Annotated in this window: 23 protein-coding genes and 1 tRNA gene; 20 read left to right on the top strand and 4 right to left on the bottom strand. The window is 60.8% G+C overall.

Annotation, left to right across the window (positions count from 1 at the left end):
• Positions 1-90 precede the first annotated feature (90 nt).
• From rimP to ACQY8Q_RS13435, 5 genes are all read left to right on the top strand, one after another.
• On the top strand, positions 91-708 hold the full coding sequence (rimP, locus tag ACQY8Q_RS13455; RefSeq protein WP_428427030.1) for a ribosome maturation factor RimP: 618 nt from the start codon (positions 91-93) through the stop codon (positions 706-708).
• 58 nt (positions 709-766) lie between these two features.
• Positions 767-2,374 (top strand): transcription termination factor NusA, encoded by a 1,608-nt coding sequence (gene nusA, locus ACQY8Q_RS13450; RefSeq protein ID WP_428427029.1) that lies wholly within the window; start codon positions 767-769, stop codon positions 2,372-2,374.
• Between the two features lie 49 nt (positions 2,375-2,423).
• On the top strand, positions 2,424-3,110 hold the full coding sequence (locus tag ACQY8Q_RS13445; protein WP_428427028.1) for an RNA-binding protein: 687 nt from the start codon (positions 2,424-2,426) through the stop codon (positions 3,108-3,110).
• Between the two features lie 104 nt (positions 3,111-3,214).
• The gene (gene infB, locus ACQY8Q_RS13440; protein WP_428427027.1) at positions 3,215-5,923 is read left to right on the top strand and encodes a translation initiation factor IF-2; all 2,709 of its coding nucleotides are present in this window, start codon (positions 3,215-3,217) and stop codon (positions 5,921-5,923) included.
• A gap of 177 nt (positions 5,924-6,100) precedes the next feature.
• The gene (locus ACQY8Q_RS13435) at positions 6,101-6,484 is read left to right on the top strand and encodes an IrmA family protein (RefSeq protein WP_428427026.1); all 384 of its coding nucleotides are present in this window, start codon (positions 6,101-6,103) and stop codon (positions 6,482-6,484) included.
• A gap of 29 nt (positions 6,485-6,513) precedes the next feature.
• Here the strand turns inward: ACQY8Q_RS13435 and ACQY8Q_RS13430 are convergent, their stop codons facing one another.
• Entirely contained in the window at positions 6,514-6,963 is a 450-nt protein-coding gene (locus ACQY8Q_RS13430; protein ID WP_428427025.1) for a DoxX family protein, read from the bottom strand.
• Between the two features lie 189 nt (positions 6,964-7,152).
• Here ACQY8Q_RS13430 and ACQY8Q_RS13425 point away from each other — a divergent pair, with 189 nt between their 5' ends.
• Positions 7,153-7,434 carry a SelT/SelW/SelH family protein gene (locus ACQY8Q_RS13425; RefSeq protein WP_068952066.1) on the top strand — a complete coding sequence of 94 codons (282 nt, stop codon included), beginning with the start codon at positions 7,153-7,155 and terminating at the stop codon, positions 7,432-7,434.
• A gap of 85 nt (positions 7,435-7,519) precedes the next feature.
• On the top strand, positions 7,520-7,876 hold the full coding sequence (locus ACQY8Q_RS13420) for a YqaA family protein (RefSeq protein WP_428429778.1): 357 nt from the start codon (positions 7,520-7,522) through the stop codon (positions 7,874-7,876).
• Positions 7,877-7,936: 60 nt separating this feature from the next.
• On the opposite strand, the gene ACQY8Q_RS13415 is transcribed toward ACQY8Q_RS13420, so the two are convergent.
• Positions 7,937-8,362, bottom strand: coding sequence for a BA14K family protein (locus ACQY8Q_RS13415; protein WP_428427024.1), 426 nt, complete (start codon positions 8,360-8,362; stop codon positions 7,937-7,939).
• 215 nt (positions 8,363-8,577) lie between these two features.
• Between ACQY8Q_RS13415 and ACQY8Q_RS13410 the strand changes: the two genes are divergently transcribed.
• Both ACQY8Q_RS13410 and ACQY8Q_RS13405 read left to right on the top strand, forming a co-directional pair.
• Positions 8,578-10,017: a phosphomannomutase gene (locus ACQY8Q_RS13410; RefSeq protein ID WP_428427023.1), complete on the top strand. Its 1,440-nt coding sequence runs from the start codon at positions 8,578-8,580 to the stop codon at positions 10,015-10,017.
• Between the two features lie 139 nt (positions 10,018-10,156).
• Positions 10,157-10,243, top strand: a tRNA-Leu gene (locus ACQY8Q_RS13405).
• A gap of 112 nt (positions 10,244-10,355) precedes the next feature.
• On the opposite strand, the gene ACQY8Q_RS13400 is transcribed toward ACQY8Q_RS13405, so the two are convergent.
• A complete protein-coding gene (locus ACQY8Q_RS13400) occupies positions 10,356-11,384 on the bottom strand; it encodes a helix-turn-helix transcriptional regulator (RefSeq protein WP_428427022.1) in 1,029 nt (342 codons plus the stop codon).
• Positions 11,385-11,660: 276 nt separating this feature from the next.
• Here ACQY8Q_RS13400 and ACQY8Q_RS13395 point away from each other — a divergent pair, with 276 nt between their 5' ends.
• From ACQY8Q_RS13395 to ACQY8Q_RS13380, 4 genes are all read left to right on the top strand, one after another.
• The gene (locus tag ACQY8Q_RS13395) at positions 11,661-13,865 is read left to right on the top strand and encodes a TonB-dependent siderophore receptor (protein WP_428427021.1); all 2,205 of its coding nucleotides are present in this window, start codon (positions 11,661-11,663) and stop codon (positions 13,863-13,865) included.
• Between the two features lie 14 nt (positions 13,866-13,879).
• A complete protein-coding gene (locus ACQY8Q_RS13390; protein WP_428427020.1) occupies positions 13,880-15,019 on the top strand; it encodes an ABC transporter substrate-binding protein in 1,140 nt (379 codons plus the stop codon).
• Positions 15,020-15,031: 12 nt separating this feature from the next.
• The gene (locus ACQY8Q_RS13385) at positions 15,032-16,099 is read left to right on the top strand and encodes a DUF2218 domain-containing protein (RefSeq protein ID WP_428427019.1); all 1,068 of its coding nucleotides are present in this window, start codon (positions 15,032-15,034) and stop codon (positions 16,097-16,099) included.
• Between the two features lie 332 nt (positions 16,100-16,431).
• Complete coding sequence (locus ACQY8Q_RS13380) at positions 16,432-16,893, top strand: RrF2 family transcriptional regulator (protein WP_428427018.1); 462 nt, start codon at positions 16,432-16,434, stop codon at positions 16,891-16,893.
• 140 nt (positions 16,894-17,033) lie between these two features.
• Here the strand turns inward: ACQY8Q_RS13380 and ACQY8Q_RS13375 are convergent, their stop codons facing one another.
• Positions 17,034-18,044: a porin gene (locus tag ACQY8Q_RS13375; protein WP_428427017.1), complete on the bottom strand. Its 1,011-nt coding sequence runs from the start codon at positions 18,042-18,044 to the stop codon at positions 17,034-17,036.
• A 668-nt stretch (positions 18,045-18,712) separates the two neighbouring features.
• On the opposite strand from ACQY8Q_RS13375, the gene ACQY8Q_RS13370 reads away from it, so the two are divergent.
• The 7 genes from ACQY8Q_RS13370 (at position 18,713) to ACQY8Q_RS13340 (ending at position 26,739) form a co-directional block, all read left to right on the top strand.
• Entirely contained in the window at positions 18,713-19,849 is a 1,137-nt protein-coding gene (locus tag ACQY8Q_RS13370) for a transporter substrate-binding protein (protein WP_428427016.1), read from the top strand.
• Positions 19,846-20,427, top strand: coding sequence for an ANTAR domain-containing response regulator (locus ACQY8Q_RS13365; protein ID WP_428427015.1), 582 nt, complete (start codon positions 19,846-19,848; stop codon positions 20,425-20,427). Before ACQY8Q_RS13370 ends, ACQY8Q_RS13365 begins: the two co-directional genes overlap by 4 nt.
• A complete protein-coding gene (locus ACQY8Q_RS13360) occupies positions 20,427-21,275 on the top strand; it encodes an ABC transporter permease (RefSeq protein WP_428427014.1) in 849 nt (282 codons plus the stop codon). The genes ACQY8Q_RS13365 and ACQY8Q_RS13360 overlap by 1 nt, the downstream gene beginning before the upstream one ends.
• Position 21,276: 1 nt before the next feature.
• On the top strand, positions 21,277-22,197 hold the full coding sequence (locus tag ACQY8Q_RS13355) for an ABC transporter permease (protein WP_428427013.1): 921 nt from the start codon (positions 21,277-21,279) through the stop codon (positions 22,195-22,197).
• A gap of 32 nt (positions 22,198-22,229) precedes the next feature.
• The gene (locus ACQY8Q_RS13350; RefSeq protein WP_428427012.1) at positions 22,230-23,849 is read left to right on the top strand and encodes an ABC transporter substrate-binding protein; all 1,620 of its coding nucleotides are present in this window, start codon (positions 22,230-22,232) and stop codon (positions 23,847-23,849) included.
• Between the two features lie 266 nt (positions 23,850-24,115).
• Entirely contained in the window at positions 24,116-25,060 is a 945-nt protein-coding gene (locus tag ACQY8Q_RS13345; RefSeq protein ID WP_428427011.1) for an acetamidase/formamidase family protein, read from the top strand.
• The gene (locus ACQY8Q_RS13340; RefSeq protein ID WP_428427010.1) at positions 25,057-26,739 is read left to right on the top strand and encodes an ABC transporter ATP-binding protein; all 1,683 of its coding nucleotides are present in this window, start codon (positions 25,057-25,059) and stop codon (positions 26,737-26,739) included. Before ACQY8Q_RS13345 ends, ACQY8Q_RS13340 begins: the two co-directional genes overlap by 4 nt.
• Positions 26,740-26,744 lie beyond the last annotated feature (5 nt).

The raw sequence follows: 26,744 nt of genomic DNA, 5'->3' as shown, positions 1-26,744 counted from the left end.
ATATGACCCTCAAATTCTTGATCGGTTGATGAAGAGTGGGCCCGTCAGGACCCGCTCTTTTTTGTTACCGATGTTTTGGGAGAACATCGTTTGTCCGATACGACAACGGCAGAAAACACACAGGAACCGCGCCTGGTCACCGAGACCGGGATCGACCGGCGCGTCGCCGATATCATCGAACCCGTCCTTATTCCGATGGGCTACCAACTGGTGCGCGTGCGCCTGTCTTCGCAGAACGGCGCGACGTTGCAGATCATGGCCGAGCGGCTTGATGGCACGATGACCGTGGAAGATTGCGAAGCGATCTCGACGGCGATCTCGCCCGTGCTCGACGTGGACGATCCGGTCGAGAAGCAATATCATCTGGAAGTATCGTCGCCGGGCATCGACCGGCCGATGGTGCGCAAGTCGGATTTCACCCGCTGGACAGGTCATCTGATCAAGTTCGAAACGTCGGTGCTGGTCGATAGCCGCAAGCGTTTCCGCGGCAAGATTCTTTCCGCCGACGCCGACGGTTTTACGATCGAGCGCGATCAGCCGGCACCCGGCGAAGAACCGCGCGTGGTCATTCCCTTTACGGCGCTGGCTGAAGGCAGGCTGATCCTTACGGATGACCTGATCCGCGATGCGCTGACAGCAGACAAGAAGGCAAAGGCAGCCCAGGCTGCCAACGAAAACTTCGAAGACGAAGATTCGCCGATCAATTGAGTTCATGGGCGCGGGACGCTTCCAAGTGAGGCCCCGGCAATCAGACGGAGACTTTAATATGGCAGTGAGTGCTAACAGGCTCGAACTTCTGCAGATCGCGGATGCCGTCGCGCGCGAAAAAGTGATCGACCGCGAAATCGTTCTGGCCGCCATGGCCGATGCGATCCAGAAGGCCGCCCGCTCGCGCTACGGTTCGGAAAGCAACATCCGCGCCGACATCAATTCCAAGACCGGCGAGATCCGGCTTCAGCGTCTGCTCGAAGTCGTCGAGGTTGCCGAGGACTACGCGACCCAGATCCCGCTGGAACTGGCCCGTGACCGCAACCCGGACGCTATTATCGGCGACTTCATCGCTGACCCGCTGCCGCCGATGGATTTCGGCCGTATCGCCGCCCAGTCGGCCAAGCAGGTCATCGTCCAGAAGGTTCGTGAAGCCGAGCGTGACCGCCAGTTCGACGAATTCAAGGATCGCATCGGCGAAATCGTCAACGGCACGGTCAAGCGCGTCGAATATGGCAACGTCATCGTCGATCTCGGCCGTGGCGAAGGCATCATCCGCCGCGACGAAATGATCCCGCGCGAAAACATGCGCTACGGCGACCGCGTCCGCTCGTACGTCTATGACGTGCGCCGCGAACAGCGTGGCCCGCAGATTTTCCTGTCTCGTACCCATCCGCAGTTCATGGTGAAGCTGTTCACCATGGAAGTTCCGGAAATCTACGACGGCATCATCCAGATCCGCTCTGTTGCCCGTGACCCGGGTTCGCGCGCCAAGATCGCCGTCATTTCCAACGATTCGTCGATCGATCCGGTCGGCGCCTGCGTCGGTATGCGTGGTTCGCGTGTTCAGGCCGTTGTAGCCGAATTGCAGGGCGAGAAGATCGACATCATTCCGTGGAATGAAAACCCGGCTTCGTTCATCGTCAACGCGCTGCAGCCGGCAGAAGTCTCCAAGGTCGTTCTCGACGAAGACGCAGAACGCATCGAAGTCGTGGTTCCGGATGAACAGCTGTCGCTGGCCATCGGCCGCCGCGGCCAGAACGTCCGCCTCGCATCGCAGCTGACCGGCTGGGATATCGACATCATGACGGAAGCGGAAGAATCCGAGCGCCGCCAGAAGGAATTCAACGAACGCACCGCGCTGTTCATGGAAGCCCTCGACGTCGACGAAATGGTTGGCCAGGTTCTCGCATCGGAAGGTTTTGCCGCCGTTGAAGAGCTTGCCTATGTCGAGCTTGACGAAATCGCTTCGATCGAAGGCTTCGACGAGGACACAGCCAGCGAGCTGCAGACCCGCGCCCGCGAATATCTCGATCGCCTGGAAGCCGAAATGGACGCCAAGCGCGTTACCCTCGGCGTCTCCGATGAGCTGCGCACGATCAACGGCATGACCAGCCAGATGCTGGTCGCGCTCGGCGAAGACGGCATCAAGACGATGGAAGACTTTGCAGGCTGCGCCGCTGACGATCTCGTCGGCTGGTCGGAACGCAAGGACGGCGAGACGAAGAAATTTGAAGGCTTGTTCTCCAAGCTCGAAATCTCCCGCGTCGATGCCGAACGCATGATCCTGCAGGCGCGTCTTGCCGCCGGCTGGATCACTGAAGAAGATCTGGCGCGTGAAGAAGAAGCGCTCGTAGTCGTGGAAGGCGCGGAACAGGACGCCTGACAAGGCGTTGCTGACCGTGATCCAAGCTGATGCTGCTTGAATTATCGCCATGTTGATTGAAGACAAGGACCCTGCCGGGGAAATCGATGGTGAAGCAGTGAACGGCCGCATGTGCATCGTGACACGGCAGAGCGGGACGCCGGAAACGCTGATCCGCTTTGTCGCCGGGCCTGATGGCCGGGTGGTGCCCGACCTGAAGAAGCAGCTGCCCGGCCGGGGCTGCTGGGTCAGTGCGGAACGGGCGGTCGTCGAAAAGGCGATTGCCAAGAAGTTGTTTGCCCGCGGACTGAAGCGGGCGGATGTGACGGCTGGGCCGGAGCTTGCCGATGAGGTGGACCGGCTTCTGTCGATGCAACTGGGCGGCATGATGAACCTGGCGCGCAAGGCCGCGCAGTTCATCAGCGGCGCCTCGAAAGTCGAGCAGGCCGTCCGTGGACTGGCGGCGCTCGCCACCTTTCATGCGGTGGATGCCGCAGCGGACGGTGTGCGCAAGATTGACCAGGCGCGCAAGGCGATGAGCTTTGTCGTCGATGACGGAAAGGAAATACCCTCCTTTCGCTTCTTTACCGAGGCGCAAATGGAAGGGCTTTTAGGCCAGAATGCTTTTATCCATGCCGCAGCGCTTGCAGGGCAGGCGGGTGAGGGTGTAGTGAAGCGCGCAAACATGCTCGAAAGATACCGGGGAACCGTCCCCGCTCGAGCCCTTGGCGCCGAATCTGGCTTGCCGACACAATGACGCGGGTCACCGGCGCAGGCCGGCACAACCGCGATTGCAAAACAGAAATTGAACGGCGGGGTCTGGTGATACGCATCCGGCCCTGATCTTAGGAACGGAACGGAATGACCGACAACAACGACGACAAGACATTCGGCGGAGCCAAGAAGACGCTGACCCTGAAGCCTTCCGGGGTGAGCCAGGGAACTGTTCGCCAGGACATGGGTCGCGGCCGGACGAAGGCTGTCGTGGTCGAGACGCGCAAGCGGCGGCCGATGCGGCCGGAAGACGAAAAGCCGGTCGTTCCGATTGCAGCAGCACCAGTTGCTCCTGTGGCGCGCGTGGTCGAACCACAGCGTCCGGCACCCGTGCAGCAGCAACAGCCTGCACGCCCGGCGCCTCAGCAACAGCAGCCGCGCCAGCAGGACAATCGCCAGGACAACAACAACCGCCCGCGGGTCGGTGTGGTTCTCAATCAGCTTTCCGCTGGTGAGATCGACGCCCGCCGCCGTGCGCTTGCCGAAGCCCAGATCCGTGACGCCGAAGACGCCAAGCGCCGCGCTGCCGAAGAGGCACGCCGCGCCGCCGAAGAGGCCGAGCGCCTGAAGGCCGAGCAGGCTGAAGCAGCCCGCCTCGCCGCCGAAGAAGCAGCCCGCACACCTGCGGAACGCGCTGCCGAAAAGGCAGCAGTCGAAGCGGCTCTTGCCGCTGAAGCTGAAGCAGCAGCCGTTGCCGTCCGCAAGGCGGAAGATCAGGCGCGCGCCGAGGCCGCGAAGCCTGCAACGACACCTTCGACAATTACCCCGGCACTCGCCGCCCGCCGCAAGGCGGAAGGCGAAGAGACAGAGGCCCGTCCGAACCGTGGCGCCACCGCACCGGTTCGCGGCAAGGTCGTTCGCCCGGAACCTGCAAAGGCCCCTGCCCGTCCGAAGACGGAAGAGGAACGCCGCAAGGGCAAGCTGACACTGACTGCCGCTCTCGACGACGACGGCAATCCGCGCGGCCGCTCGATGGCTGCCATGCGCCGCCGCCAGGAGAAATTCCGCCGCAGCCAGATGCAGGAAACCCGCGAAAAGGTCATGCGCGAAGTGATCCTGCCGGAAACCATCACCATTCAGGAACTGTCGCAGCGTATGGCCGAACGGGCCGTCGATGTGATCAAGTACCTGATGAAGGAAGGCCAGATGATGAAGCCGGGCGACGTCATTGACGCCGACCTTGCAGAACTCATCGCCGGCGAATTCGGCCATACCGTCAAGCGCGTTTCGGAATCCGACGTCGAAGAAGGCCTGTTCACCGGCAAGGACGATGGCGATTTGCAGCCGCGTCCGCCGATCGTGACCATCATGGGCCACGTCGACCACGGCAAGACATCGCTGCTCGACGCCATCCGCAAGACCCACGTCGTTTCGGGCGAAGCCGGTGGCATCACCCAGCATATCGGCGCCTACCAGGTCGAGCAGAACGGTCACAAGATCACCTTCATCGACACCCCCGGTCACGCCGCCTTTACTGCGATGCGTGCCCGTGGTGCCCAGGCAACCGACATTGCGATCCTCGTGGTTGCGGCCGACGACAGCGTGATGCCGCAGACGATCGAATCCATCAGCCACGCAAAGGCTGCCGGCGTTCCAATCATCGTGGCGATCAACAAGATCGACAAGCACGAAGCCGATCCGCAGAAGGTGCGTAACCAGCTGCTGCAGCACGAAGTGTTCGTGGAAACCATGGGCGGTGAAGTGCTCGACGTCGAAGTCTCGGCCAAGACCGGTCTCGGCATCGACAAGCTGCTCGAAGCCATCCTGCTGCAGGCCGAAATCCTCGACCTGCGCGCCGATGCAGACCGCACGGCAGAAGGTACCGTCGTTGAAGCCCAGCTTGATCGCGGCCGTGGTGCAGTTGCCACCGTCCTCGTTCATAAGGGCACATTGAAGCCGGGCCAGATCATCGTCGCCGGCGACCAGTGGGGCCGTGTGCGTGCCCTCGTCAACGACAAGGGCGAACACGTCAAGGAAGCGCCTCCGTCGATGCCGGTCGAGATCCTCGGTCTTTCCGGTACGCCGCTGGCGGGTGACAAGTTCGCCGTTGTCGAAAACGAAAGCCGTGCCCGCGAAATCTCGGAATATCGTCAGCGCCTGACCCGCGACAAGGCGGTTGCCCGTGCATCCGGCCAGCGTGGTTCGCTGGAACAGATGATGATGACGCTGCAGAACACCGGCCTCAAGGAATTCCCGCTGGTCATCAAGGGCGACGTGCAGGGCTCGATCGAAGCCATTGCCGGCGCACTCGACAAGCTGGGAACCGACGAAGTCCGTGCCCGCATCGTGCATTCGGGTGCCGGTGGTATCACCGAGTCCGACATCTCGCTGGCAGAAGCCTCGAACGCCGCCATCATCGGCTTCAACGTTCGTGCCAACGCCCAGGCCCGTACTGCCGCAGAACGCGCCGGTATAGAGATCCGCTACTACAACATCATCTACGATCTGGTGGATGACGTGAAAGCAGCGATGTCTGGTCTTCTTTCGCCGGAACGCCGCGAAACCTTCCTCGGCAATGCCGAAATCCTGGAAGTGTTCAACATCACCAAGACCGGCAAGGTCGCGGGTTGCCGCGTCATCGAAGGCAAGGTGGAGCGTGGTGCCGGTGTGCGTCTGGTTCGCGACAACGTTGTTATCCACGAAGGCAAGCTCAAGACCCTCAAGCGCTTCAAGGACGAAGTCTCCGAAGTGCCGATGGGCCAGGAATGCGGTATGGCCTTCGAGAATTACGAAGACATCCGCGCCGGCGACACGATCGAGTGCTTCCGCGTCGAACACATCACCCGCACGCTGTAAGCGTTTCCGGGCTGACAAGACACGTTTCAGAATGGCGGCTTCGGCCGCCATTTTGCTGTGCGGCACTTGGCGTCAGGCACATACCGGCATAGTTCGCAGACACGCCTGAAAATGGATATGGCGCCGGCGGCTGGAAGTACCTACGCTGCTGGAGTTCTCCCGCTCGGAAGGTTTCGCATGCTCGCTCAATTCCTCGCCATCACCCTGATCAACACGTTCACCTGGTTCGGCGGGCAAGGCTACTGCGCCTATGACTTTGCGGCTGTGGAAAGCGGCGAGGAGCTGACGGATATTTCGCTGACCCTGCGGCCGCAGTTCGATCCTGAGAACACAGCGACCGGCAGCACGGAACTGCCGGATGAAACCATCACGTTCGATGTTCTTGGCGGCTCGGCCGCTCATGCGGGAAATACGGCGAAGATCGAGACAGACTGCAATGTTGAAGGGTTCGATATTGTCGCAGCCACAGGGACGGTGAATGGCGAGGCCCAGGACCTCATCGCGGCGGGGCGTATCGAGATCGACACCTACAAGCCGCTCACCTTGAAGATCGGAGAATAGCGCCGCAACGTAAACCGCGGCGCTACGGCTTAGATCTGTTTGCCGATCTTGGCATCGACGGACTGTGAATTCGATCCGCGAATGGCAAAGTAGAAGAAAATCGCGGCCCACAGGATCGACTTTTCAGCGCCCGCCAGGCCTTCTGCCTTAACGATGCCGTGGAAATAAACGGTGACAAGCAGAACGATCATGGCGGCAAAGGACGCCGGGCGGGTGAACAGGCCGATCGCGACCAGAATGCCGCCGAAGAATTCCGTTGCCGACAGAAGCGGCGACCAGAAGACGCCGGGGTAGAAGCCCAGGCTTTCAACCATGCCGGCGGCGCCGAAGGGATTGATGATCTTGCCATAGCCGTGGGTCACGAGCAGAACGCCGGCAACCACACGTAGCAGGGTTTCGGCCGTCGTATCGAGCGGCAGATAGAACCGCTGCAGGGCGGGCAGCATGGCTGGCGGCCGGGTCGATGGTAGGTCAGTCATGTTGGCTCCTCTTGGTTTTTGCAACGCAGCATTCTGTTGCTGCGAAAATTGCGACGATCAAGGGCGGCCCCCGACAAAACATGACAAATTTAGTTGACATTTTCGTGAGGCATTCTTGATCACGCGCTGTTGCAGCCCAGTCCGCCGATGGATAACGTTCGCCAACCCGACATTGCCACGGAAGCCGACATGACAGACAAGCCGCGTATCGCCATTCTCTACTGCACCCAGTGCAACTGGCTGCTGCGCGCTGCCTGGATGGCGCAGGAACTGCTGTCCACCTTTGGCGACAGCCTGGGCGAGGTGGCCCTCATCCCCGGCACCGGTGGTAATTTTGAAATTCATGTTGGCGAAACACTGATCTGGGAGCGCAAGCGCGATGGTGGCTTTCCGGGGCCGAAGGAATTGAAGCAGCGTGTCCGCGACGTGATCGAACCCGGGCGCGATCTCGGCCACACGGATCGGACCTGACCCTTTGACCGCAGGCCTGCTTTTCGGCGTTTTCAGCGCCGCCTTCCTCTCCGCCACCTTGCTGGTCGGCCTGTCCGAGGCTGCACTGGTTCTTGCTGCCGGGCAGCCGGGCGCGCCGCTTGTGGCACTTTTTCTGGCCGCTACGGCAGGCAATGTGCTGGGCGCGGTTGTCAATTTCGTGCTTGGCCGCTTTCTTCTGCGCTTCGAAAACCGGCGATGGTTTCCGGTCAGCACGGTCAACCGGAAGCGCGCGGAAACACTGTTTGGCCGCTACGGCCAGCCCATTCTGCTGTTCTCTTGGCTGCCGATCGTCGGCGACCCGTTGACGCTGGTGGCAGGCCTGTTGCGCACACCTTTTCCCACCTTCCTCATCTATGTGACGATCGGCAAGGCGGCGCGTTATGCCGTGCTGTTATGGGCTTGGGACAAGCTGGCCGTTTGATATCCGCTGAAAATGGAAACGGCGGGGAATGTCCCCGCCGTTTTGCAGAATGACGATCCCTTAACGGTAGGGAGAGCGGCAAACCCTGTAGGCACCGCTGTTCGACAGGAAACGGTTCGTCGACGGATTGTAGGACCGGTACCGCGACAGGCACCAGCGGACATGGCGATTGTAACCGTTATAGATGACCGGGGGCGCCACGTAGATCGGCGGCCGGTAATAGGGACGGTAATGATATCCTGGACGGTAATAGGGACGCCCAGGCCGATGGTGCGGCCTATAGTTTGGTCGATGATGGGGCCTGTAGCCGGGGCGGTGATGCGGCCGGTAATGACCATGGCCGGGGCGATGGGCAACCGTCTGGACATCGGTTTTATGCGAAGCGCCGATATCCGGCACGGGCATGGCCTGTGAACCGGCAGCAGGCATCATGATGGAGGCCGTGCTCAGCACGCAGCCAATAACGAAATTTCGAAATCCCGCCATTTGTTTCCTCACTTCTCCCAAAAAGGGTTTACTCGGTTGGTGTCCCTGTTTCACATAACGGCCAGCATTTTGTTGCATTGGTGTTTTCGCGGTCATCCGACTGCAAATCTGGCGTCATTCGACGTCCAGGCCTTCACAATTGGCAGAATGCGCCAATATTGCCTGTAAGTCACTCGCCCGATTATCGAAACTCTGCCGGCGAGACGGAGGATCCATTGAGCTTGAAATTCGGTACCAGCGGTCTGCGTGGCCTTTCGACTGACCTCAACGGGCCCCCTGCCGCCGTCTACGCAACGGCGTTTGCCCACTATCTCATCTCGTCCGGACAGGCCAAACCCGGCGATCCGATCCTGCTGGGCCGGGACTTTCGTGCTTCCAGCCCCGAGATTTCGGCAATCTGCGCCGGTGCGTTGACCCGCGCCGGACTGACCGTTCTTGATTGCGGAACGATACCGACGCCGGCTCTGGCACTCTATGGATTAGAACTCGGCGCCGCTGGATTGATGATCACCGGCTCGCATATTCCCGCCGATCGCAACGGTATCAAGTTCTACCGCCCGGACGGAGAAATCTCCAAGATCGACGAGGAGGCAATCGGCGGGGAAGCCGACGCACTCATGGCCCGGTCCGTCCCCGTCGATGCGACGCCGGGACAAGCCGCCGATCATTCCCGGCAGGCCGAAGCGCTTTTCCTCGCCCGGAACGCCTCAATCCTTCCTGCTCAGGCTCTGTCCGGCCTGAAAGTCGGCGTCTACCAGCACAGCACGGTGGCGCGTGACCTGTTCGTCGAAGTGCTGACCGGATACGGCGCCGACGTCATCCCGCTCGGCCGCTCGGCCGATTTCATACCGGTCGATACCGAAGCCGTTTCGCCCGCAACCATCGGCTTGCTCAAGGCATGGGCCGCCGAGCACAGGCTCGACGCGATCGTCTCGGCCGACGGCGACGGCGACCGCCCGCTGGTCAGCGACGAAACAGGCCTGCCGTTGCGTGGCGATCTCTTGGGCCTGATCGCGGCGCAGTTTACCGGTGCTACGGTTGCCGTGACGCCGGTCACCTCCAATTCCGGCCTGGAGCGCCAGCCGGGCCTTTCCATCCTGCGCACCCGCGTCGGCTCGCCCTTTGTCATCGAGGGCATGCTGGAGGCTGTCCGCAACGGCAAAACCGGTGTCGTCGGTTTCGAGGCCAATGGCGGAACCCTGACCGCTACGGACTCTATCATCAACGGAACCACGCTCAGAGCCCTGCCGACACGCGACAGCTTTCTGCCGGCGCTTGCGGTACTTTCGCTTGCCGCACGCAGCCACAAGCCTCTCTCGGCGCTGGCAGCGGACTTCGCGCTGCCAGTGGCGCTGAGCGACCGGGTCGAAAATTTTCCATTGGAAACAAGTGCTGCGCTGATGAGCCACCTCCGCTCGGGGCCGGACAATCTGGCAAGTTTTCTCGCCCCTATCGGAAAGCCGGAGACGCTCAGCGACATCGACGGATTGCGTGTGACGCTAACCGATCGCAGTGTCGTTCACTTCCGTCCTTCGGGCAATGCGCCGGAAATGCGCTGCTATGCCGAGGCGGAAACCGTCGATCAGGCAAAGCGGGTGCTTGAACAGGGGCTCGCCTGCATCCGTGCCTTTGGCCAGCAACCGCGCACTGTGTAACCGAAAGAGATTCCGGCAAAATCGTTCGGGCGAAAATCATTGCCCTTCAACGGTTTGCTCAACTTTCCTGCGCATTTTCAAGAAAACTTCAAAAACCCTGTTGACACAAAAGCGCGAGCCCCGTACACCCCCGCTCGTCGCCCAGATGGCGGAATTGGTAGACGCGCCAGCTTCAGGTGCTGGTACTCGAAAGGGTGTGGAGGTTCGAGTCCTCTTCTGGGCACCAATTTCATATTCACAACTGTTCAGGCAGTTCTGAAGATCAAAAAAGCCCGGTTCGCCGGGCTTTTTTCGTTTTGGGAATTCGGCGTTTCCGGCAGGCATTGCAATGCAAAATATCAGCCCTTGCGCGTCAGCATGACATCGCGCGGGGTTGTGCCGAACTGGCGGCGAAATGCGGTGGAAAAATTGGCGGCCGCTGAATAGCCGGCAATGGCACTGGCTTCCTGCACCGTCACCTCGCCACTCTCCAAGGCCACGAAAGCGCGCTCCAGCCGAAGTGTGCGGACATATTCAAAGACGCTCTGGCTTTCAGAAATCCGGAACAGCCGTTGCAGACCGCTGGCGCTGACGCCGGCCGCTCGAGCGATCATATCGACATTGAGTGGAACGGCCCAGTGGACGGTGATGTAATCCTTGGCCCGCTCCAGGCAGACGGCATCCTGACGGGTGAGCAGCATGCCTCCCGGCGCACGACGGCCGGCATGGAGCACCGCCGCCATGGTTTCGGCAACAAGCTCCACAGCCCGGCTTTCGAGATAAAGGTCACGCATCGCCGGCAGAAGCGGCAATGGCGCAAAAATCTGCCGGACGAGTTCGGTCATCCGTGGCGTCAGTGTCCAGCGATGCTCGGCCAGATGCTCACGCATCAACCGTTCACCACCCTTGGTATCGGCAATCTCCTCCAGGGCATCGAGATGCAGCCACTCCGGCGTTGCCGAAACGACGAGATGCCGTAAATGCTGGCGCCCGTGCGATGCGCGCTGGAAACTCTCCGGGGTGGCGTTCATTATGGCGACGCCGCTTGCCACACCTTTCTGCGCCTGAAACGCGAAACGCCTGTCACCGATGGCAAGATCGACATTGCCGTCGAGAAAGAAAATGCAGGACAACTCTTCGCCAAGCCGTGATGTCGCGGTGAACGGCCGTTCCTCGATCGCGTCGCTGACATGCAACACCAGCCCGCGGCGGAGTTCCCGGTGCAGGAATTCACCCTTCATAAGCGTATCGTCGGGCGAGAGCTGGTCATCCGGGCTTTCCAGAACGACGCCGTCCTGACGCAGAAAGTCCCGGACCCGCAGCCGCTTGGCCGCGCCGTGCTGCCCGTAGCCGGCTTCGACATCCGGTTGGATTGTGGAGGACGTCATCGCCAAACCTTCGAAACGCATCATGTCCCCGGTTTGCACCGGGAACCTTACCACCCGCCTTGCGACCGCTGCCGGAATGAAAACTTTGGCTGCGAACAAACATATCTGCGCGGTGCGCAAAGGTCCCTTCGTTGCCGATCGTGGGACAAGTGCCCTAAAGCAATATCTTAACTTGATTTACTTGGTCAAGTTTATCAGGGATGCGATTGTGTAAGGGACGGGTTCATGAGCGGCGGGCAGAAGACAGGTTTGGGCGAACATTATCGGGCAAGGTTCATGAAAGGGACGATCGGACCCAAACGCAAAGAGATTTTGCTGGCCTCGACCATGATTTGCAGCCTGATCAGCTTTTGCGCCCCTGCGCTCGCCCAGGAAGCCGGCCTCGCCACGTCGCTCGAAAAGATCACCGTCGAAGGCGGCAAGGACAATCCGAAGGGGCCGGATCAGGGCATCGTCGCCAAGCGAACCCTGAGCGGCTCCAAGACCGACACGCCGCTCCTGGAAACGCCACAGGCCATCAGTGTCGTCACACGCGACCAGATGGATGCGCAAGGCGTCAATACCGTAGCGGAGGCTTTGCGCTACACGCCGGGCATCCTGTCGGATCCGAACGGCTACGACATCCGCTACGACTGGCTCTATATCCGCGGCTTCAACACCTATGGCACGGTCTGGCTGGACGGACTGGTCCTGCCCGGCGATCCCAGCAACTATGCGACGCCAAGCATCAATCCCTATGCGCTGGAACGCATCGACGTTATCAAGGGGCCGGCATCGGTGCTCTATGGCCGATCGATCCCCGGCGGCCTCGTCAACGAAATCCGCAAGCGTCCGCAACAGGAAAGCCGCAACGAGCTCGGTATCGGGACATCTTCGCATGGTGGCATCCAGGGCACGTTCGACTTTACCGGTCCCGTCCGCGAGGACAGCGACTGGTCCTATCGCCTGACCGGCCTTGGCAAGAACATGGGCACGCAGATCGACCGGGAACGGGAGCGTCAACTGATGCTGGCGCCGAGCCTGACCTGGGCACCGACCGACCAGACGGAACTGACGCTTTACGGCTATTACCAGAAGGACCGCCCAAAGGATTTCAACCCGCGCTTCTATCCGGCGATCGGCACCTTGATCGAAAACCCGCTCGGGAAAATCCCGCGCGACCTGTTTCTCGGCGACCCCGACGCCAGCGTCTTCGAGCGCGACTTCTACGCGCTAGGCTATGAATTCTCCCACGAATTCAACGAGACCTGGACAGTGCGCCAGAACCTGCGCTACGGCCGCTCCGACCAGAACATGTTCCTTGTGCTGGTCAACCCGGCCTTCGCCTACCAGCCAGACGGCCATACGCTAAACCGTGTCTCGGCCGTTTCCGACGACTGGGTTTCGAGCTTCAACGTCGATACCCAGCTTGAAGCCCGCTTCGATACCGGCGCCTTCGATCATACCGCTCTCTTCGGGATCGACTATCTGAGCGCCAATTCCTCCACCAATTTCGGCAACGGTTTTGCCGGCGTACCACCGCTCGACTATCTCGACCCGGTTTATGGCGCTGGCTCCATTCCGAAGCCGGCCATCCAGCGCTCGGGGCTGCAGGAACAGCGGCAGATCGGATTCTATGCCCAGGACCAGATCCGCTATGACAACTGGATCGGCACCTTCGGCCTGCGCTACGATCTCTCCGACATCGATACCCAGAACCGGATGCTGGCGGGATCGCCGACCGTTTCCAACGACGATCGCGAATTGACCTGGCGCGCGGGCCTCACCTATCTGTTCGACGATGGCATCGCTCCCTATGTCAGCTACTCCACCACCTTCCTGCCCGCACTTGGGTCCAGCCAGGCCGGCACGCCGTTCGAGGCGCAGAAGGCCGAGCAATATGAGATCGGCGTGAAATACGAACCGCCAGGCGGCAAAGGCATGATCACTGCTTCGCTGTTCGACCTGACGCTGGAAAACGGCCTGACGCCGGATCCCACCAGCGCCCTCTACAACGTCCAGGCCGGAAAGCAGCGTGTGCGCGGCCTGGAACTGGAAGCCAAATACGAAGTCACGCCGGAACTCGACGTGCTTGCAGCCTATGCCTATTCGCATTCCGAGGTACTGGAAAGCACGAGTGCCATCGCCAAGGGGCGTGAGATGCTGCGCCTGCCGGAGCATCAGGCCAGCGCCTGGGTAAACTATCGCCCGGCCGTTATCGAAGGCCTGTCGCTGAGCGCCGGCGTGCGCATGACATCGTCCTACCAGACAGACGCCAATTATCTTGAGGCGCTGCGCATTCCCGGCCGGGCCCTTGTCGATATTGGAGCCCAGTATGATTTCGGCGCCATGGACAAGACTTTTGCGGGAACGACGCTTCGCGTCAACGTCAGCAACCTCTTCGACAAGGCGTACGTCTCCCATTGCCTCAACATCACAGGCGGAAGCTGCAACTACGGCGCAGGCCGGGCCGTCACAGCGAGCCTGAAATACGTATGGTAGCCGTGCAGCCAACAATGGCCGGAAAGAGGGCCGCCAGTTTATTGGCCGCCCTCTTCCTGCTTATCGCATTCGGCGCTCTCTCGTTTATTTCAATATCGCCTGCGCACGCCGAAATCCGGTTCACCGATGCGGCCGGGCTGGAGGTGCGCCTTGCCAAACCGGCTGAGCGTATCGCCACCAATGAGAGCCTTCTCATCCTGTCGCTCGCCCTGATCGAGGCCGATCCGATCTCCCGTATCGTCGGCTGGGCAGCGCCACAGCGGATTGATCGGGGCTACTATAACGATCTCAAGCAGCGCTTCCCGGCCATCGATGCCATTCCCGTCGCTGGTGGTGTGGTGGCTTCGAAAACGTCGCCGGAAGCGATCCTTGCCGTTAGGCCGGATGTCTATGTCGTTTCCATCTGGGACCATGGCTGGACGGAGATCGCCGCGACACTGGAATCCGCCGGTGTGCCCGTCGTCTTTCTGGATGGCCCGCACAACGACGGCAGTGGACCAGCCGATACCACCATCTTTTCCCTTGAACTTCTTGGCAAAGTCATCGGCCGAGAGGCCGAGGCTAGAGCATTCGGCGCATTCCTCCGGCCGCATTATCAGCGCATCACCGAGCGTACCAAGGGGATTGCCCGCAAGTCTGTGCTGGTCGATGCCCACGCCGGCGCCATCTGTTGTTCGACGCCGGGCCGTGAAAACCGGATGACGGACTATCTGCGGCTGGCCGGCGGCGAAAGCATCGGCGCCGATATGCTAGGCTATGACGGAAGGCTCAGCGCCGAGTTCGTGCTGGAGAGGGATCCGGACGTCTACATCGCCACCGGCGGCCCGCATCTGGCCGCCCAGGGTGGCCTGGTGCTCGGCGGTGATGTCGATGCGGAGGCGGCCTCTCAGTCCTTCGCCCGTGTCGTTTCCAACGATGTGCGGGCCAACCTGACGGCTGTGCGCGAGGGCCGCGCCCATGCCCTCTCCCATCAGCTTTCGATTTCCGTTCTCAATATTCTGGTCTTCGAATGTTACGCGAAATGGATTCACCCTGAGCTCTTCGCCGACATCGACCCCAGTAAGACCCTCGCCGAGATCAACAGCCGGTTTTTGAGCGTGCCACTCAAGGGTACCTTCTGGCTCGACTTCGACGCCGCGCGTTTGCCGCAGTAAGAGGACACTTCAATGGACGGCAGAACCTACACGGCACAGGCGCTCATCGACCTCGCCGATCCGCAGGCCGTGATTGCCGAACTCTGCAATCATATGCGCGAACACAACGCCGAGATCAGCGAGGAATCCGGTGATGTCCTGCTGCGCCTTTCCGGCTGCAGCGCCCGCTTCTCGACGGAGGGGGCAATGACGCGTGTCGATATCGAAGCGCCTGACTTCGAGCACCTCTATTTCGCGCGTTTGACCATTGCATCCCATGTTCTCGAATTCGCAGGAGAGGCCGCGCCGGAGATCCGTTGGAGCGGCGACCATGGCGATATGGCGCGGCCGCCGAATTTCCAGATCCTGACGGTTACCGGCTGCCGGGACGTGACACCGCATATGCGCCGGATTACCTTCCACTGCGAGAACGCCACGCGGTTTGCCCGCCTCGACGCTTTGCACCTCAATCTGCTGATCCAGCAACCCGGCCTTGCGGAGCCGCAATGGCCCTTTGTCGGGACAAGCGGCATCATCGAGTGGGAACGGCCGGACCTAAAACCGTCGATGCGAAAATACACCGTGCGCTCGGTGGATCTTTCGACCGGTCAAGTCGATATCGATTTCGTGCTGCATACCGATGCCGGGCCGGGATCGAGATTTGCCGAAGCCGTGACCGTCGGCACGGAAGTCGGCGTGCTCGGCCCCGGCGGCGGCGGACTTGTGGATGCAAGCTGGTATCTGTTTGCCGGCGACGAGACCGCCCTTCCAGCCATCGCCCGCATGCTGGAAAACCTGTCCGCCGATGCAGCCGGCGTTGCCTATCTTGAAATTTCCGGCGCTGCCGAAATCCAGAACCTGCGCAAGCCAGCGGCCATCGATCTTCACTGGCTGATCCGCAACGGAGAGAAATTCGGCGCGCTGCTTGTCGAAGCCGTGAGCGCAACGCCACGGCCGCAGGGCGACAAAAATATCTACCTTTGGGCCGCCTGCGAATTCGCAGCCTTCAAAACCATCCGGCAGTGCGCCCGCCAAACCTGGAAACTGAAAAACGAACACCATCTCGTCGTCGCCTACTGGCGAGACGGCAAGACATTATAAAATTGGAGTTCGAATTGCCGAACCTCGAAAGTTCGTCATCGACCGTGTAAGGCGATGCCAGCGCCTTCGTATGCAGCAAATACAAATTACGTTGAGGCGACCTCAATATGAGGATTACCCCTATTGAAATCGGATTTTCGAAATCCCATTTATTTATGGCGAGCGGTGACCGATGTAATCCGGGCCGTATTCTCCCGGAACGGTTGGCCATCCAATCAAGCGGGTGCAGTTGTATTGGGGACGTGACCTCTAGCGTTAAAGCGCTGGAGAGTTTTACTATGTCTGCACTAATCATCTAGTTTTTTCAAAAGTGTGCAGTAGTATGTGCCCTCATGATGGACACACGCTTCTCTTCGGCCCTGCAGATCATTATTACAGTCGCCGTCAATGAAAAGAACAACACGCGCTCGACGAGCGATGCACTGGCAGCGAAGCTCGATGCCAGGCCCAGTCTTGTGCGTAAACTGGTAGCGCCGTTGATGCACAAGGACATCCTTGTGTCGTCGGAGGGATATCAGGGTGGTTATAGGCTTGGGCGGCCTGCGGACGCGATTTACCTGAGCGAGATTTACCTTGCCGTCATGCCGGACAAGAAAATCTGGGGGACACGCGATGACATTCCCGCCGATTGCTTCATTTCAAGCAACATGACGGAATGGTCGGCAACACTCAGCAAAAAGGCGGAGCAAGCCTTGCTGGCCCTTCTGGGGGAAAAGTCGGTAGAGGATGCCATCTCGGAACTGGCGCATATCGACGGCGGCAAGTGTCCGATGGGAAGGGCGATTGCCCCCTGAGACCGCAACTCAATGCGGCCGTGTGGGACGGCCGGAGGGAGCCGGACCGTCCCCGTCACTGATCGGAGGTCAATCAAATCCGTGACGAACCGTTGGTTAGCCGCCCCTGTAGCGCGGCTAACCGGATATCAAACGGCGACTTAGAAATCGCGCTGCAGACGTACGAAGCCGAGGACTTCGTCCTTGCCATTGTCTTCGTCGTGATACTGAAGGCTCACCTTGCTCCGCAGACCATCGGTGATCTTGTAGTCGACAGTCACGCCGCCGGTCCAGGCATCGCCACCACTGAAGGTGTTGCCGCGCAGATCGATGTTGTTGAAGTACTGAACGCCGGGCGTGATTGCGAACTTTTCGTTGACCTTCAGTTCGTACTGAGCGCCAACAGTCCACTCGGACTCTTCGTAGTAGTAGTTGGCACCGGTAGCATATGCACCGTAGATGCCGAGCTGGCCCGGGCCGAGATCGGCATAGATGATCGCGCGGACAGCGCCTTCTTCCTGGTCGGTGTCATAACCGCCAAGCAGGTAAGCGGTGACAACACCAATCGTACCGGAAACCTGACCGGTGACGCCGATGTTGTTCGGACGCGCGGTGTCTTCCAGCTCTTCAACGGCGATACCGGCCTTGAACGCGTCGGTTTCGTACTGGTAGCGAATGGCGTTGTGACGGGTCGCGTTGCTCGCGATAACGTCGGTTTCGCCGCTCAAGTCGTCATCCCACCAGTTGTACTGCATACCAACGCGCAGGCCGGCGATGTCGATGTATGCCTGATCGAGGAAGGTGTTGTTAGCCGAAGAACCGGACGAATCCCGGGCGTTCGTACGCAGGGCGATAAGGCTCGACAGCGTGCCGAATTCGGTGTCGTTCTTGGCTTCGAACTCGAGCTGGGCGCGAGTGAAGGTGTTCCAGTCAGACGTGTTGTCGGCGTTGCCGTCATTACGGCCGAAGTCGGTCTGGAAACGGATGTAACCGCCGATTTTCAGGCAGGTTTCTGTTCCCGGGATGTAGAAGTAGCCGGTGCCGAACGCGTCGCAAACGCGGACGTATTCCGCCGGCTCAGGTTCAGCAGCAACGATAGCGTCGGCGGCAAATGCGCCGTTTGCTGTGGTCAAGGCCGCAGCGGAGGCAAAAAGAATAGCCTTCATAGTCATTTCGGATCCAATCAAGTTTCGATTGGGCACAGGTTTTCGTGGCTGAAAAATCAGCGTCCCCCACCCCAGATATCGATTCAAGCCCCAATGGCAGCGGTCGCAACCGCACCCCGAGATTACATAAGCAAAGAACTGTAACAATCAAAATTACAGTCTTAATCTGTCATATTTAAAGGTTGGGATTTTGAGTGTTGCCGAAACGCAACGGCCGGAGACCCGCGATCGTGAGTACCCTCACTACCTTAAATGGGCGTCGAAGTCACTTCACACACCACAGAGGGTGTGACCGGTAACATCCGACGAGCTTCAGGTAGTGCCCCATATCCCAAACCGCAAGTCAGATGCATTGACGTTTTCGTGAAGGGCGCCAAAACGGGGCAATGCGCACGAATCTTGCGGGCGGGCCCGCTGTCGCGCAGCATTATAAGCCAACTGCTCCGGCTGGATTGTGAGGGCGCTCAGCAACGAATCACTCAGCCATCCCCGATCCAAGGGCATCCACGCCAAACGAATCGTGCTTGACACGGCACCGATGCCCGTATTTTAATCCTGCCAACAGATTAAGCACTTCCTTGACATGACCCTATGGTCGACGGGCAGTTTGGCCCCACGATGCTCCCATCTCAGATGGGCCCGGCGTCGTGGGGTTTTTGGTTTTTGGCGGATCGATGAACAACGCGGTAAAAATAGGTATCCTTTATTCCACGACCGGCCCTTATGCCGAGATCGGGCGCGACGCGCGCGACGGCGCCGATTTTGCGATCGAAGAGCTTCGCGCAATCCATGGCAATGTTATCGAGCCGGTCGTCATCGACCCCCATGCCGATATCGCCGCGTATCTTGAAGGTGCCCGTGCGATGCTGCGCGACCACGGTTGCCGTCACATCATCGGCACCATTACCTCTCTCGCCCGCAAGGAAGTCATTCCGCTTGTCGAAAAACATGACGGCCTGCTCTGGTACATGTGCCCCTATGAGGGCTTCGAAGCCAATGACAATGTCATCTATACCGGCGGCTGCCCCAACCAGCATCTCTTGCCGCTGTTCGACTATCTGATCCCGCGCTTTGGACGCCGTCCCTATCTGGTCGGTGCCAATTACGTCTGGGGCTGGGAAATGAACCGGCTTGCCCGCGAGTTGATCGAGGACGCTGGCGGCGAGGTGCTTGGGGAACGATACCTGCCGCTGGAGGAAACCGCCGTCGAGCGCATCGTGCTCGATATCGAGCAGCGCCGCCCGAGCTTCATCCTCAACAATTTCATCGGCCCGTCCAGTTACGCCTTTCTCGCCGCCATCCGCGCCCTTGGGGCGCGCAATCCGGCCTTCCTCCCGGAAAACTGCCCGGTGGTCAGCTGCGACCTGCAGGAAAGCGAACTTCCTCATATCGGTCTGGGTGTAGCGACCGGTCAGCTTTGCGCCGCCGCCTATTTCGATACGGTCGCGACACCTGAGAATGCGGTCTTCAAAGCGCAGGTTGCAGCCAAATTCGGCAGCCAGCGGCGCATTTCCAGCGTTTTTGCCAGCGCCTACGCCTCGGTCAAGCTTTGCGCCGAGGCCATCATCACCGCCGGAACGGACGATCCGATGGCGGTGTCGCGCCTTCTGTCGGCAGCGCCCCGGCCAACCGTTCTCGGTCCGATCCTGATCAATCCTGATACCCGCCATGCCGCCCTGCCCTTCCATCTCGGCCGGATCAACGATGAGGGCGGTTTCGATATCATTGCCGCACAGCCAGCCATCGCCGCCGATCCCTACCTTACCGGCCGCCGCGCGCGTCCTCCGGCACAGTTGAGGGTCGTGTCATGAGGGAAACACCGAATTTCACCGGCAGGCGCGCCACGATCCTGCACCGGGAAGACAACACTACCGAACGCCTGACCCGGCAATTGAAGCTCATCGGCTTCCAGGTGGCGGTGCAATGGCAACCGCTCGATACCACCGACCTGCCGGATTTCGTGCTTGTCGATGCCGATCAGGGCTGGGACGGCCTTTTGCCCTGGAGCGGCGGCAATGCCCCCTGTCCGCTGGTGGCACTGCTTGGTTCCGAAGCACCCGGCCGCATCGCCTGGGCGATGGAACAGGGCGTCGGCGCCATCATCGCCAAACCTCTGGCCTCCTCGGCCGTCTACCCGGCTTTGGTCATGGCGCTCGGCATTCATCGCGAACGCAAGGCGGTCATCGACAGGATGAACCATCTGGAAGAGCGCGTGCGCCTGCGGCCGCTGGTCCATGCCGCCGTCGAGCGTATCATTGCCGAGCGCAAGGTCGACGAGGAACTCGCCTATACGATCCTGCGCAATTGCGCGATGCAGCGCCGGATGCCGATGGAACAGGTCGCAGCCTCGATTCTCGGTGGCGCCGAGCCCATGCCGGAGGCCGTTTGATGCGCATTCTGAAAAGCATGATCCGTCAGCCGTCAGCGCTGTTCGGGCTGGCGATCGTCGCCCTCGTCATTTTCATGGCGGTCGCCGCCCCCTTGATCGCCCCTTACAATCCCGAAGAACAGATGTTCGACGGCCTGACGCTGGAAGGCGCGCCGATGCCACCAAGCACCCAGTTCCTGCTTGGCACCGACACGCTCGGCCGCGATCTGTTCTCCCGCCTTCTCTACGGTGCCCGCACCTCGCTCGTCATCGGCCTGGTCGCCAATGGTATCGCTGTGACGATCGGACTGCTGATCGGCATTCTATCCGGTTACATGCGCGGTTTCGTCGGCAATGCATTGATGCGCTTCACCGATCTGATGATGGCGTTTCCAGCTCTGCTTCTGGCTATCGTGCTGGCAGCGCTTTTGCGCCCGAGCCTCTGGATCGTTGCGATGGTGATCGCGCTGGTCAACTGGGTGCAGGTCGCCCGCATCGTCTATACCGAGACCCGCGGCCTGGTGGAACGCGACTTCATTCTGGCCGAACGGTCGCTCGGGGCCGGCCATGTCCGCATCCTGTTCCACCATATCCTGCCGCACCTGATGCCGACGGCGATCGTCTGGGGCACGTTGGGCATTGCCACCACCGTACTACTGGAAGCGACGCTCTCCTTCCTCGGCATCGGCGTGCAACCACCGACGCCCTCCTGGGGCAATATCATCTTTGAAAGCCAGAGCTATTTCCAGGCAGCGCCCTGGCTGGTGTTCATTCCCGGCGCCGTCATTCTTCTGACCGCGCTCTCCTTCAACCTGGTCGGCGATGCGCTGCGCGATATTCTCGACCCGACCCAGCGCGGGAGGGGTTGAGATGATCTTTCTGATCCTGCGGCGGCTCGTCCAGACGGCGCTGATCCTGTTCGGCGTCGCGGCCATCACCTTCCTGCTGCTTTACGCTTTGCCCGCCGATCCAGCCCGGATGATCGCCGGGCGCAGCGCCACGGCGCAGACGGTCGCCAATATCCGCCATGAACTCGGCCTCGATCAGCCGCTGCTGTCGCAGTTCTGGAATTACCTGAAAGGCCTCGCCGAGGGCAATCTCGGCCGCTCCTATGCGCAAAAGACCGATGTCGGCGCGCTGATCGCAGCCCGTCTCCCGGCAACGCTGATCCTGATGGCGGCTGGCATCTTCGTTGAAGTTGCCCTTGGCCTGTTGCTCGGTGTCATCGCCGCCGTGCGCCGTGGCGGCCCGGTCGATCGCTTCGTGATGATGGCCTCGTTCGTCGGCGTGTCCGCCCCGCAATTCGTCGCGGCCCTTCTGCTTCTCTATGTCTTTGCAGTGACGCTTGCCTGGTTCCCGATGAGCGGTTTCGGCACCTTCGCCCATGTCGTACTGCCGGCCACCACACTCGGTATCCTCGGCGCCGGCTGGTATGCGCGCATGGTCCGCTCGGCGATGATCGACGTGCTCAATCAGGATTATGTCCGCACCGCCCGCGCCAAAGGCCTGTCGTCTGCTCGGATCGTCTTTCGTCATGCGCTGCCGAATGCGCTTTTGCCGATCATTGCGATGATCGGCATCGATATCGGCCAGTTCATGAGCGGCGTCGTCGTGGTTGAGGCCGTCTATGGCTGGCCCGGCATCGGCCAGCTCGCGTGGCAGGCAATCCAGCAGGTCGATATCCCGATCATCATGGGCGTGACGCTGGTTTCGGCACTTGCCATCGTCATCGGCAATCTCGTCGCCGATCTGATCGCACCACTCATCGATCCGCGCATTCGTGCGCGCTAACCACATCAGCAACCAAAAAGGGGAACTCAAAAATGTTCAAACGCTGGCTTAGACACTCGACAATCGCAATGGCGCTTGCCTTCATACCGCTGCCTGCCTTCGCGCAGGACACCATCAAGCAGGGCGGCGACGTCGTCATCACCTACAAGGACGACATCGCCACGCTCGATCCGGCCGTCGGCTACGACTGGGTCAACTGGTCGATGATCAAGAGCCTCTATTCGCGGCTGATGGACTATACGCCGGGCACCCCGGACCTGATCCCGTCGCTGGCCGAGAGCTTCACCGTCTCGCCTGATGGCCTCACCTATACATTCAAGCTGCGCAAGGGCGTAAAATTCACCAACGGCCGCGAACTTGTCGCCTCCGACGTAAAATATTCGATCGAGCGCGCCGTCGATCCGAAGACGCAGGGCCCGGGCGCCGGTTTCTTCGGTGCGATCAAGGGGTTTGACGCGGTCAGCGGCGGCACCTCGACGACGCTCGAAGGTATTGCCACACCGGATGATCAGACCGTCGTCTTCACACTGTCGCGTCCCGATGCCACCTTCCTGCATGTTCTCGCCATCAACTTCGCCTCCGTCGTGCCGAAGGAAGCCGTCGAGGCAGCAGCCGGTGATTTCGGCAAGAAGCCGGTCGGTTCGGGCACGTTTGTGCTGAAGGAATGGACCGTCGGCCAGCGTCTCGTGTTCGAGCGCAACCCGGATTATTTCGTGAAAGACATGCCACATATCGACAAGTTCACCGTCGAAGTCGGCCAGGAGCCGCTGGTCGCGCTATTGCGTCTGCAGAAGGGCGAAGTCGATATCGCCGGTGACGGCGTTCCGCCGGCAAAATTCCTCGAGATCAAGAACTCGCCTGAAGGTGCCGAGATTATCGTCGATGGCGCGCAACTGCACACCGGCTACATCACACTCAACACCAAGGTCGCTCCATTCGACAATGTGAAGGTCCGCCAGGCCCTCAACATGGCCATCAACAAGGAGCGCATCACCCGCATCCTCAACGGCCGCGCCACTGCTGCCAACCAGCCGCTGCCACCGCTGATGCCGGGCTATGACAAGATCTTCACCGGTTATGCCTTCGACGTCGAGAAGGCCAAGGCGCTTTTGGCTGAAGCCGGCTTCCCGGATGGTTTCGAGACAATCCTCTACTCGACCAACACCGATCCGCAGCCGCGCATCGCCCAGGCGATCCAGCAGGATCTGGCGGCTGTCGGCGTCAAAGCCGAGGTTCGTGCCCTGGCACAGGCCAACGTGATCGCCGCTGGCGGCACCGAAGGCGAAGCGCCGATGATCTGGTCAGGCGGCATGGCCTGGATCGCCGACTTCCCAGATCCGTCCAACTTCTACGGTCCGATCCTCGGTTGCTCGGGTGCGGTTCAGGGCGGTTGGAACTGGTCGTGGTATTGCAACAAGGACCTCGACGCCCGCGCAATCGCCGCCGATTCGATGTCGGACCCGGCCAAGGCTGCCGAGCGTCAGGCCGAATGGGGCAAGATCTTCACCGACATCATGGCGGATGCACCGTGGATCCCGGTCACCAACGAACGCCGCGTCGTCGCCAAGTCGCCCCGCATGGGCGGCGACGGCGACATCTATGTCGATCCGACCCGCGTCATCAACTACGACGCGATTTTTGTGAAGGAATAAATGGCGAGCTTACAGGAAAACACAAAGGCAGTTGTTTGATGTTGCCGGAATCCATCCTCCGTCATCCTCGCCCTTGTGGCGGGGATCCAGCGACCCGACGTCCGTCGGGTCAAAGGGCCCTTCAGCCCAAAGACTTGGGCTGGCTGGATTCCTGTGACAAGCACAGGAATGACGGAGATTCTTGCCGCTCACCCTGAATCCAATAGCCCGCTCATCGACCAAGGGGCAAAGCCTAACAGTAAAAAAACCAATCCGAGGAAACACCAATGTGCGTCGCCTGCACCCATACCATTCACCGCGCCCAGCACAATTTCGGCTGGAACAAGGATTTCAAGCCGGCTCTCATCGCCAAGCCCGGTGAGACGATCCATTTCGAGTGCCTGGATTCCTCCGGCGGCCAGCTGGGTGCGGGATCGACGCTCGAAACCCTGGCGGCGCTCGATTTCAACAAGATCAATCCCGTCACCGGCCCGGTCTATGTCGAAGGCGCCAAGCCCGGCGATGCACTGAAGGTGACGATTCGCCGCTTCATTCCGTCCGGCATCGGCTGGACCGCGAATATTCCGGGTTTCGGCCTGCTGGCAGACCAGTTCAAGGAACCGGCTTTGCATATGTGGTCCTACGATCCGCACAGCATGGCGCCGTCGCTCTATGGCCCTGGCGGCAAGGTGCCGCTGAAGCCATTCGCCGGCACGATCGGCGTCGCACCGGCAGAACCCGGCCTGCATTCCGTCGTGCCGCCGCGCCGCGTCGGCGGCAATCTCGATATTCGCGACCTGACCTCGGGCGTGACACTCTACCTGCCGGTCGAAGTCGACGGCGCACTGTTTTCGATCGGCGACACCCACGCCGCCCAGGGCGACGGCGAAGTCTGCGGCACCGCGATCGAGAGCCAGATGGAAGTCGAGGCGACGATCGAGCTGGTCAAGGATGCGCGCCTGCAGAGCCCGCGCTTCACCACCACCGAACCTGTCACCCGCCATCTCGATGGCATGGGTTATGAAGTGACGACCGGCATCGGCCCGGACCTGATGACCGGCGCCCGCGAAGCGCTGATGCGGATGATTGACCTGCTCGGTTCCGAGCACGGCATGAACCCCGTCGATGCCTACCTGCTCTGCTCGGTCTGCGGTGATCTCCGGATCAGCGAGATCGTCGACATGCCCAACTGGGTCGTTTCCTTCTACTTCCCGAGGATCGTGTTCGCGTGACATCTGCTGCCCCCGTTTCCCCATCCGTCCTCACCGTCGAAAAACTCTGCGTCGATGCCCGCACGCCGGAAGGCCGCAGGCGGGTTCTCGATGATGTCAGTTTCGACCTGAAGCTTGGGGAAACGCTGTGCATCGCCGGTGAAAGCGGTTCGGGCAAATCGGTGACGTCGCTGGCCATCATGGGGCTTCTGCCGAAGGCATCCCTGCAGATCGCCTCCGGCAGCATCGCGCTGGAAGGCCGGGAATTGTCGCGGCTTTCGAACAGCGCCATGCGCAGCGTCCGCGGTGGCGATGTCGCCATGGTGTTCCAGGAGCCGATGACCTCGCTCAATCCGGTCATGTCGATCGGCGCGCAGTTGACCGAAGCCATTCGCGAGCATCAGGGATCGGAAGGTGATAGCGCCGACGCAGTCGCTCTGCGCATGCTCGATGCTGTCCACATGACCGATCCGGCCAAGCGGCTGAAACAATATCCGCACGAACTGTCCGGCGGCATGCGCCAGCGCGTGATGATCGCCATGGCACTCTCCTGCCGCCCGAAAGTGCTGATCGCAGATGAGCCGACGACGGCGCTCGACGTCACGGTGCAGGCGCAGATCCTCAAGTTGATGGACGAGTTGAAGCGCGAATTCGGTGCCTCGATCATCCTGATTACCCATGACATGGGCGTCGTCGCCCAGATGGCCGATCGCGTCGTCATCATGCAGGCCGGCCGCATCATCGAACAGGGCGACGCCCTGCCAATCTTCAACGCCCCGACACAGCGCTATACCCAGGAATTGCTGGCCGCCGTGCCCCGGCTCGGCGCCCATGCCGGCACTGATGGCCCGCCGCGCATCAGCCCGGCCACAGTGGATGCACCGCCGCTGGATCGGACGCCAGTTCTCACTGTGCGCGGACTGCACGTCACCTATGGCAAGGCGACCGGCTGGCTCTCCGGCAAGAAGCCGCCCGCTTCCGCCGTCAGCGACGTCTCCTTCGAAATCCTGCCCGGCCAGACGCTTGGCCTCGTCGGCGAAAGCGGTTCGGGCAAATCCACCACCGGCAAGGCCGTGCTCGGCCTCATTCCCTTCACCGGTGATGTCGTCATCGACGGCCAGAATATCGGCGGTCTCAGCCAGCGCCAGATGCGGCCGGTGCGCCGCAGCGCCCAGATGGTCTTTCAGGATCCCTATGCCTCGCTCGATCCGCGCATGGCCGTCGGTGCGGCAATTGCCGAGCCGCTGATCATCCACGGCCTTGCCAACAAGGGCGAACGCGACGATCGCGTCGCGGAACTCTTGCGCCGCGTCGGTCTGCAGCCGGATGCCGCCAGCCGTTACCCGCACGAATTCTCCGGCGGCCAGCGCCAGCGTATCTGCATTGCCCGCGCCTTGACGCTTGGCCCGAAACTGATCGTTGCAGACGAAAGCGTCGCAGCCCTCGACGTCTCTGTGCGCGGCCGCGTGCTCGATCTGATGCTGGAACTACAGGAAACCATGGGCCTCGCCTACCTTTTGATCTCGCACGATATGGCGGTGATCGAGCGCATGTCGCACAATGTCGCCGTCATGCGCTCCGGTCGCATCGTCGAAATGGGCTCGCGCCGCTCCGTCTTCGAAAACCCGGCCGACGCCTACACCCAGGCGCTGATGGCCGCTGTGCCGATCCCCGATCCAGCTCTGCGCAACGTGGCGTAGGATTT

The organism is Pararhizobium sp. (assembly GCF_965279435.1).
Lineage (GTDB): Bacteria > Pseudomonadota > Alphaproteobacteria > Rhizobiales > Rhizobiaceae > Pararhizobium.
This window is presented reverse-complemented; position numbering and strand designations above follow the sequence as displayed.

Excerpts from the sequence above, each read along its gene's own strand:
- ACQY8Q_RS13400 (WP_428427022.1), bottom strand. The coding sequence starts at position 11,384 with ATGACGTCCTCCACAATCCAACCGGATGTCGAAGCCGGCTACGGGCAG.
- ACQY8Q_RS13415 (WP_428427024.1), bottom strand. The coding sequence starts at position 8,362 with ATGGCGGGATTTCGAAATTTCGTTATTGGCTGCGTGCTGAGCACGGCC.
- ACQY8Q_RS13390 (WP_428427020.1), top strand. The coding sequence starts at position 13,880 with ATGGCCGGAAAGAGGGCCGCCAGTTTATTGGCCGCCCTCTTCCTGCTT.
- ACQY8Q_RS13445 (WP_428427028.1), top strand. The coding sequence starts at position 2,424 with ATGTTGATTGAAGACAAGGACCCTGCCGGGGAAATCGATGGTGAAGCA.
- nusA (WP_428427029.1), top strand. The coding sequence starts at position 767 with ATGGCAGTGAGTGCTAACAGGCTCGAACTTCTGCAGATCGCGGATGCC.
- ACQY8Q_RS13395 (WP_428427021.1), top strand. The coding sequence starts at position 11,661 with ATGAAAGGGACGATCGGACCCAAACGCAAAGAGATTTTGCTGGCCTCG.
- ACQY8Q_RS13350 (WP_428427012.1), top strand. The coding sequence starts at position 22,230 with ATGTTCAAACGCTGGCTTAGACACTCGACAATCGCAATGGCGCTTGCC.
- ACQY8Q_RS13430 (WP_428427025.1), bottom strand. The coding sequence starts at position 6,963 with ATGACTGACCTACCATCGACCCGGCCGCCAGCCATGCTGCCCGCCCTG.
- ACQY8Q_RS13360 (WP_428427014.1), top strand. The coding sequence starts at position 20,427 with ATGCGCATTCTGAAAAGCATGATCCGTCAGCCGTCAGCGCTGTTCGGG.
- ACQY8Q_RS13385 (WP_428427019.1), top strand. The coding sequence starts at position 15,032 with ATGGACGGCAGAACCTACACGGCACAGGCGCTCATCGACCTCGCCGAT.
- ACQY8Q_RS13435 (WP_428427026.1), top strand. The coding sequence starts at position 6,101 with ATGCTCGCTCAATTCCTCGCCATCACCCTGATCAACACGTTCACCTGG.
- ACQY8Q_RS13380 (WP_428427018.1), top strand. The coding sequence starts at position 16,432 with ATGATGGACACACGCTTCTCTTCGGCCCTGCAGATCATTATTACAGTC.
- ACQY8Q_RS13365 (WP_428427015.1), top strand. The coding sequence starts at position 19,846 with ATGAGGGAAACACCGAATTTCACCGGCAGGCGCGCCACGATCCTGCAC.
- ACQY8Q_RS13370 (WP_428427016.1), top strand. The coding sequence starts at position 18,713 with ATGAACAACGCGGTAAAAATAGGTATCCTTTATTCCACGACCGGCCCT.
- ACQY8Q_RS13345 (WP_428427011.1), top strand. The coding sequence starts at position 24,116 with ATGTGCGTCGCCTGCACCCATACCATTCACCGCGCCCAGCACAATTTC.
- infB (WP_428427027.1), top strand. The coding sequence starts at position 3,215 with ATGACCGACAACAACGACGACAAGACATTCGGCGGAGCCAAGAAGACG.
- ACQY8Q_RS13425 (WP_068952066.1), top strand. The coding sequence starts at position 7,153 with ATGACAGACAAGCCGCGTATCGCCATTCTCTACTGCACCCAGTGCAAC.
- ACQY8Q_RS13375 (WP_428427017.1), bottom strand. The coding sequence starts at position 18,044 with ATGACTATGAAGGCTATTCTTTTTGCCTCCGCTGCGGCCTTGACCACA.
- ACQY8Q_RS13355 (WP_428427013.1), top strand. The coding sequence starts at position 21,277 with ATGATCTTTCTGATCCTGCGGCGGCTCGTCCAGACGGCGCTGATCCTG.